This is a genomic window from Limosilactobacillus kribbianus, from assembly GCF_026413145.1.
Taxonomy (GTDB): domain Bacteria; phylum Bacillota; class Bacilli; order Lactobacillales; family Lactobacillaceae; genus Limosilactobacillus; species Limosilactobacillus kribbianus.
The window spans coordinates 1-8141 of sequence record NZ_JAOVYZ010000064.1; the positions used below are offsets into that span (position 1 = coordinate 1).

An 8141-nucleotide genomic window follows, 5' to 3' on the forward strand; every position below is an offset into this window, starting at 1 on the left:
GAGAATTTAACCTATACCAGTTGACCAAAGCCAATGATAATTAGAGGTTATCATGCGGTGACCAGAAAACAAGTTGTATAGTAGCAAAATCCGAAAGGATATATTTATAGAATACGAGGAGATCTTAGCATGCCATGTACAACAATTTTAGCTGGTAAAAAGGCGACGGCCGACGGTTCAACCCTAGTGGCTCGCAATGAGGACTTCGGCCACGCCTTCAATCCGAAACGCTTCATCGTTGTTACTCCAGACAAGCAGCCACGGGAATATCAGTCGGTCACCAATCAACTGAAGCTGACTCTGCCGGATAATCCGCAGCGTTACACCGCGGTTCCAGAAATTCCAGCGGTGGCCAAGAAAATGGGAATTTGGGGTGAGGCCGGCATCAATGCCGCCAACGTCACGATGTCCGCAACCGAAACCAGCACGACCAACCCGCGCGTCCTCGGGATTGACCCCTTGGTAAAGAAGGGAATCGGTGAGGAAGACTTCGTCACGATTGTCCTGCCATATATTCACTCCGCCCGGGAAGGAATCCAGCTGCTGGGCCAGTATTTAGAGAAGTACGGTACCTATGAATCTAACGGGGTCGCCTTTTCCGATCGGGACGAGGTGTGGTACATGGAGACGATCGGTGGTCACCACTGGGCAGCCCAGAGAATTCCGGACGACTGTTATGCCGTGGCACCAAATTGGTTTGCCATCACCGATTTTGATTTTCAATCGCCTGATACGATGGCTTCCGCGGATCTGGAACAAATGATTACCGAAAACCATTTAAACATCGACGGCGGGACCGACTATAACCTGCGCCACATCTTTGGCAGCCATAACGACTCCGATTATCGCTATAACATTCCACGGCAGTGGTACATTCAAAAGCTCTTTAACCCGGCCGATATCGAGCAGCCGGACAACCCGGACTTGCCCTTTGCCCGCCAGCCGGAACACCTGCTGACAATCGAGGACGTCAAGTACGCCCTGAGCTCTCGTTATCAACACACACCTTACGATCCATACAGCGATCTCGGAACCGATGCCCAGCGCCACGCTTTCCGGCCGATTGGTTTCCAACGAAATTCGGAGATGCACATTCTGCAAATTCGGGACGACGTGGACGAAAAGCTGGCCGGGCTCTGCTGGCTGGCCCTAGGGCCGAACGCTTACAACGCCTTGGCACCGTTCTACACCAACGTTCTTGACACCCCGGCCGAGTACCGCGACACGGCGGAGCACTTCGACATCAAGAATATGTACTGGCTCTCACATGTTCTGGCCACGATTGGCGATGATCACCCAAAACGCTATGAGGCAGCAATTGAAGAAATGAAGCAAAACACGATTGCTGCGGGTCGCAATGTCCTGCGCACTACCGACCAGACCGCGGCTGCGTTAACGGGGTTAGATCTGCAAAAGAAGCTGGCGGCGGCCAATGCTAAAACGGCCGCTAAAGCCCATGAACTGGGAATGAAGTGCTTGGGTTCAATGGTTGAAACAGGCTCCCTGCAGATTCGCCTGAATTATTAATTTCCGATATGCATAAAAAATGCCCGCATTGCTGCGAGCATTTTTTTATGCATTCAGTTGAACGGCGTTGATCCGTTCCATTGCCAGTTCGATCATTTCTGGGGAAATTCGTTCGGCTGCCAGAATATAGGTATTATCCTCCCGCGGGTTAAAAAGAATTAGGGCCTTGACGGTCTGGAATTCCTGATAGCGTTCGTTGGTTTTGCCGAGGACATAGTAAAGCTCGAGTTGGATCCGGTTAGCGACATGCTTTAATGGTGATGACTGATATACTTTTAGATCCATCAAATAATCCGGCGACAGGTAATCGCCGTCCCCGTAAACGGCTCCGGACGTGCTTGCGACCGTGAAGCCGGTTACCGTTGGCATGCCATAGCGATCAAAGAAGCCCTTAATCCGCTGCAGCATGATCTGCAAGTGCCGACTGGTGATCGGATCGACCGTCACCGGCGCCGAGTCATAATGCCCACTCCGGTAAGCGGCTTCGTACTTGGCGAGCTCAAAGGCAGCTTGCCAACCCTCGCCGGTATTAATAAATTTAGCGCCGGTAGTTGCCTGACGCAAAGTGTCAACCTGATGGTTAAAGTCAGGCAGGCGGTCGACAAGTCGAGCACCCTTTTGAGCATTTTCAAAGGCCGTTGCGTGCTGGCCGATAATCAAATCCCGGGCGAGAAGATCGAGGGCGGTCCCAATCAGACTGGCGGGAACCGATTCATCCTTATCGGCAAGGAGACCAAAATCATCCGAATCCTCGGAAACCGTCATGAAATCCTTGGGAGCCGGATAGGAGCCCTTGGGCCAAACTTGCAGATCGTGACCGCCGATTTTTGTATTTGCCAACTGAGTAATTGTTAAACGATGAGTCATGGTCGCCACTCCTTTCTGCTAGAAAGCGCTTTCGCCATCTTAATTATAACATTAATTTATTAGCTATGGGTCCGTTGGGAAAATTTACTGGTCTTAATTTGTCGCTGCGTCCATTTGGGCAGCGTGAACGAAATCCTTTAGTACTGGTGACTGGTTGGTCGGCAGGTAAATCAATTTGAAAGTAAAACGTTGGGTGTTTGTGCCGGCGATTGGCAGGTAGCGAATCGACTCACTGGGATTGGCCAGGTATGAGACCAGGTTAGCGGGATAAAAGGACAGTGCCTGGCCCAGGCTAACCTGCATCTGCATTTGTTCATAGGAAAAGACTCGATGAACGTTGAGCGACCGACCGAGCTTGCCCAGACTTCGGACAAAAGCGCGTTGAAGGTAGTCGGACTCCTCGTTGCTGTAATAAACGATGGGATGTTGGACAATCGTTTGGGTGGTGACCTGGTCCGCTGGCAAAAGTTGCTCGTTTCCGCCGATTAGCATTTGATCTTTATCCACGATTACTGCTTTTAAGCCAGCTTGGGCGAGATGCTGGTTGAAGCCATAATCGTCCATGATGAAGGCACAGTCGAGATTGCCAATCAAGACATCGGTAATCAGATGTTCGACGCTTTTCTCTGTCGTCAGCGGGGTGACGGGCGTATCTAATTTCTGGAGTCCGATCCGCAACAAAATGGCGTCGAAGGGCGAAAAGTAGCCGATGCGCAGCTGCGGGGCTGCCTGTTCGGCCAATGAATGCAGGTCGGCGCTGGTCTCATTAATCAGCTGAAGGATCGTCCGGCACCGCTTTTGAAAGAGCCGACCCGCTGCCGTTAACTGAATTCGGTTTTTATTTCTAGTAAAGAGTGGTGTCCCAATTTCATTCTCAAGACGCTGCATCTGTTTTGAAACCGCGCGTTGGGAGATGTATCCTTGTTGGGCCGCCTTTTGAAAGCTGCCGAGTTCGGTCACCATTAAAAACATGCGCAGTTGATCGACATTCATTTCCGATTCCTCCTAATAGGCGAACATCAAAGTTCGGTAGATACGGCAAATTACTCACTCTACAATTATTGCTTTCAATGATACAGTATAGATGTTCAAAAGTTAACAAGAGATAAAATAATGGAGGCGTTAGTGATGAAGATCGAAGCAGCCATGGTTAGTAAAGCCCAGCAACCGCTTGAAATTACAGAATTAAATCTTGATGAGATTAAGAATAATGAAGTCCTGATCAAGATCAGCGCCAGCGGTGTTTGCCACACGGATGCGGTTGGTCGCGATGGTGGGACGACTCCACTGCCGCTGGTACTCGGACATGAAGGCTCGGGTATTGTTGAAAAGACGGGCGCCAATGTGACTAATGTGCACCCTGGCGATCACGTGGTTCTCTCCTTTAGCTATTGCGGGAAGTGCCGTAACTGCCTGGCAGGGCACCCGGAGATGTGCGAACATTTTAATGAATTAAATTTTGGTGGCAAGAACTTTGACGGTACCCACCGCCTGCACACTGCTAGTGACCAGGACGTCAACGTTTTCTTTGGCCAATCATCCTTTGCCACCTATGCCGTTGCCGATCAGCACAGTGTTGTGAAGGTGGATCCAGAAGTTGACATCAACCTTCTCGGCCCCCTTGGTTGTGGCATCCAAACCGGTGCGGGAACGGTCCTCAACTACTTAAAGCCGCAACCTGCGGACTCGCTTGCAATCTTTGGCGCCGGTGGTGTCGGTCTTGCCGCTGCGATGGGGGCTAAGATTGCCGGGGTTAAGCAGATTATCGTGATTGATCGAAACGTTAATCGTCTGGCGATCGCCAAAGAGCTTGGCGCCACGGATGTGGTTAATACGGATAACGTTCCTTTGGATAAGTTGTGCGACGAATTTCCGGATGGGGTCAAGTATGCAATTGACACCACCGGAAGCTCCTTGCTGATTAAGACGGCAATTAAGTTACTTCAGCCAGCGGGCGAGTGTGTTGCTGTCGGAATTGGCGGCAAGTTGGAGCTCGACTTGATGAGCGACCTACTGTTAGAATCTAAGAAACTTTCCGGCATGGTTGAGGGTGATAGTCAACCGCAAAAGTTTATCCCACAGCTGGTCCAATATTATAAGGAAGGGAAGTTCCCGTTTGATAAATTGGTGCGTTTCTATGACTTTCAGGAAATTAACCAGGCCTTTGCTGGCTCCAAGAGCGGGGCAGTAATTAAACCAATTGTGCTGATTAATGCCCAACAGAAATAAAAGCAAACTGGTCCAAGTGCTTGCACTTGGACCAGTTTTTTTAGAATAGCTTGGCTAACAACTCAAAAATATTTGACTAAATATGCAAAAAGGCCTTGAAAAATTGCCAGAAATGACGCATAATAATACACAATTACAATATACAATTAAATTCCAACTTGTATTTGATGAGAAACTTGATTACGTAAATGAAAATCCCGTCGCAAACGCGGCGGGATTTTTTTGTCTAGAAGAGTTGAACAAACGGTTTCTTGATCAGACCGAAGAGAACGTCAATTCCGTAGATGGCAACGATAATAATCAAGATAATCAGGCCCAGCTCCCACATGGATAGCTTGAGCTGGGGATGCTGCCGGCGGGCGTGCCAGTAAATTGGCAACCCGACGGCGTAGACAATGAATTCAGCCACCGTGTACTTGATCCCGGCTGACAGACCCATTAAAGCAGTGTAACCAAAGGCAAGGCCACTGACCCATTGACCGCGCCGCGGGTGGTGATGACTAGTACTTGGGTAGTCACCACGCCAGGACAGTTTGAACAGATAGGCTTCGGCGATCAAGTAGGGCGGGATGGTCATGGCACTGCTGATCACCAGCAGTTTTTGGTAGGCGTGACCGTCATAATGGGCGATAAGGATAATTGCCTGAATGGTCACGGTGGCAAGCAGGAGGGCGAAGAGTGGTTCCCCGTGTCGACTGGTTTGGGCAAAAATCTTCGGGAAGGTGCCGTCATTTTCGGCGGCGTAGCGAGGGAGTTCGCAAATCATTTCTAGCCAGGAGATCCAACTTGCTAGAACCGTCAGGATTAAAGTAATTCCGATGGTTGTTCTTCCCCAGGTGCTGTGCCAAATGATGCTCAAGATGTGGGCGGTGGAAGGTGAGGCAAACCGTTGTAGTTGCCCGTAGGAAAAGACACCTAGGGGCAGGAGGCTGACCAGTACATCAATCACCAGGCAGATAAAGAACCCAACCGCCGTTGCCCGCCGAACCAGGTTGTGGCTTTTGGCCTCGCTGGCCATATCGGCTGCTCCCTCGACTCCGCTGAACATCCAGAGGGTAATCATCATGGTGGCGAGGGTTTGCTTGGGAATTGAGCCCAGCGGCTGATCATGCAGGCGAGGGATACGGAGTTGAGCGGCCATATTCGTTGTAAAAGTACTTAAATCAAATTGCTGAGCAAGGGAGACTACCAGTCCGGTGATAACAATGAGCATTAAGAAGATAGCCAGGCGCTGCAGGCGGCTTGATTCAGCGGTCCCACGAAGGGTAATAGCGCTCATTCCCCAGGTAAGAATTGAAGCACCGATCACAGCGGGCCAGTTGTTTCCTCCAGTAAAGGTTCCCGGGAAGAAGTAATTGAGGGTGTTCATTACCAGGACTGCAAAGGCAGCGTTGGTGGCACAGTTAGCGACGAAGTATCCCCAAGCGGTTAGAAAGCCGACAAGGGGGCCAAAACCATGAATTCCATAATCGTAGAGGCCACCGTTAAGCTCGGGTTGGACATCGCTGAGGATAATGAAGGTTTCCGCGACTAGCCACATCCCAATGCCGGTTGTTAGCCAGGCAATCATTTGGGCTTGAGCACCGGCAACGGTGGCCATATTTTTAGGCAGGTCGAAAATAGCCGAACCAATCATGGCGCTGATACAAATGGTGACCAGTCCTAAAAAACCGAGCTGACTTTTTTCAGTTGCTTGCATATTCCCACCTCCCTTTACTATCTAATTATAGTAATTTTTAATAACAGCCGGGGCGTATTTTGTGAAATAAATTGGCTGTGATGTTGAACAAGGGGATAATTGTGCAAAAAAGGTTAAAAGGTTAGGAAACTAATCAACTAATGTTTATAGAAGCATTAATTTACTTTAACTAAATTTAACACAAAAATCACAAAACAAAAAACAAACATTGCCGTCCACCGGCAAGCCTGTTAAAATATAATGCAGGTAGTGATTGCCTACCTGCTTACGAAAAGACTAGTGAACAAATTTCGCTGGTCTTTTTTTATACTCGGGATACAAAAAAAGCCGCTCAATAAAAGAGTGGCTTTTTGATTATCGAAAGATTGAATTAAAGAATACGACGATCGGAATCAGGAAGAACGCTGTCATTCCTCCACAAAAGAGAAGATCAATTGCACTATTACCGGTTTGCGGTAACAATGCAGAGTCAATGGAACTTTCACTGATAATATCTTTTGCTTTTGTTGGCGTTGTTAATTTAACACTTTTTAAAGTTCTCGACTTTGACTCTGTTCCCGTATTGCTTGAAGAACTATTTTGTGTACTTGTTGGTGTAGTAGAGCTAACAGGTGTCGAAATGGTTGCTACCTTGACTTGTCCATTGTCACTGTTTTGTTTGCTATTATTAGTTACAGCTGCGACGGGCTCTTCGACATCACTTGATGAAGAAGCTGGTTGTTGCTGAGTTTTAGCGCTCTTATTCGGCTTTGATACCTTCGCAGAGTCGCTGTCATTATCCTCACTGTTACTTGCAGAACTTGTACTTGCTTTTTGTGCTTGGGCCGGTCCTGGTTCAGGAGCAACCTTAGTATTGGCTTTGCTATTCGCTGACGAACTGCTGTCACGATTAATACTGGTGTCTTGTGATGAATTATTGGAATTGTTCACTTGATCGGCCGATACAGTACTAGTGAAGAAGCATAGCGTTAAAATGGTAAAAAATAATAATAGGCAATTTTTCAAATGTAAGTGATTATTCATGCCGTATTCCCCCAAATTTTCTTATCCAATATACCATTATAACGAATTCGCACACGTTTTCAAAACTATTTTATTGTACGAGACATGACTAAAGAAGTTAGTAACCACCAACCAGTTGCCAATAAGAAGCCGGCAAAAACATCGGTTGGATAATGGTCACAAAGGTAAACACGAGAGGCCATTACGGCGAGAATCCAGCCGGCCCCTACAAGGGATAGCAATATCCGCTGCCATCGGTGATGAAGGTGGGGCCGAAGGAGGGCGACAATCATTAAAGTGAAAAGGGTGGTTGCAAAAGTATGACCACTGGGGAAACTATAGCCCCTGGCTGGCACCAATTGGTGAGTCGGTCGTGGACGAATCACACTGTATTTTACGGCGATTACCAAAAGATAACCGACTACCTGCGTACCCAGGTACCAACTGCCCAAGACAAGTCGATGCCGCCACCAGCATACTAAAGCAACGAGAACGGTAAGAATGAAAACTGTCGTCGGGTCGCCGAAATGGGTAATAGCTGTGTAAATGGTAGTTCGAAGTGTGGTGGTTGGCTGAAGAAGCTGGTAGCCCCACCGATCAAAAAACTGAATCCAGGGCGCGTGAACTAAATAGGAACACAGAAAAACGCCAAAGACTAGCCAACAGGCAATCCCGCTGCTAAGAAAGTTTTTACTTTTGGCAGATTGCAAGAAATAACTTGAACGAATTTAATGACGTAAATTAAGCAGGAAGATCTCGATTGGTGTGCGCCAGTTAAGACATTTAAGTGGCCGGGAATTCAGATACCAATTGATTT

General features: G+C 48.2%; 7 protein-coding genes. 2 read left to right on the top strand and 5 right to left on the bottom strand.

Annotated features, from left to right (window positions below):
- Window positions 1-129: 129 nt before the first annotated feature.
- A complete protein-coding gene (locus tag OCT58_RS09540) occupies window positions 130-1527 on the top strand; it encodes a C69 family dipeptidase (RefSeq protein ID WP_267202609.1) in 1398 nt (465 codons plus the stop codon).
- A gap of 45 nt (window positions 1528-1572) precedes the next feature.
- Here the strand turns inward: OCT58_RS09540 and OCT58_RS09545 are convergent, their stop codons facing one another.
- Both OCT58_RS09545 and OCT58_RS09550 read right to left on the bottom strand, forming a co-directional pair.
- Entirely contained in the window at window positions 1573-2394 is an 822-nt protein-coding gene (locus OCT58_RS09545) for a hypothetical protein (RefSeq protein WP_267202610.1), read from the bottom strand.
- A gap of 93 nt (window positions 2395-2487) precedes the next feature.
- Complete coding sequence (locus tag OCT58_RS09550) at window positions 2488-3387, bottom strand: LysR family transcriptional regulator (RefSeq protein WP_267202611.1); 900 nt, start codon at window positions 3385-3387, stop codon at window positions 2488-2490.
- 135 nt (window positions 3388-3522) lie between these two features.
- Here OCT58_RS09550 and OCT58_RS09555 point away from each other — a divergent pair, with 135 nt between their 5' ends.
- Entirely contained in the window at window positions 3523-4623 is a 1101-nt protein-coding gene (locus OCT58_RS09555; RefSeq protein WP_267202612.1) for an NAD(P)-dependent alcohol dehydrogenase, read from the top strand.
- Window positions 4624-4849: 226 nt separating this feature from the next.
- Here the strand turns inward: OCT58_RS09555 and OCT58_RS09560 are convergent, their stop codons facing one another.
- From OCT58_RS09560 to OCT58_RS10485, 3 genes are all read right to left on the bottom strand, one after another.
- Window positions 4850-6322: an amino acid permease gene (locus OCT58_RS09560; protein ID WP_267202613.1), complete on the bottom strand. Its 1473-nt coding sequence runs from the start codon at window positions 6320-6322 to the stop codon at window positions 4850-4852.
- Between the two features lie 354 nt (window positions 6323-6676).
- Entirely contained in the window at window positions 6677-7345 is a 669-nt protein-coding gene (locus OCT58_RS09565) for a hypothetical protein (RefSeq protein WP_267202614.1), read from the bottom strand.
- A 65-nt stretch (window positions 7346-7410) separates the two neighbouring features.
- On the bottom strand, window positions 7411-8034 hold the full coding sequence (locus OCT58_RS10485) for a phosphatase PAP2 family protein (RefSeq protein WP_368669262.1): 624 nt from the start codon (window positions 8032-8034) through the stop codon (window positions 7411-7413).
- Window positions 8035-8141 lie beyond the last annotated feature (107 nt).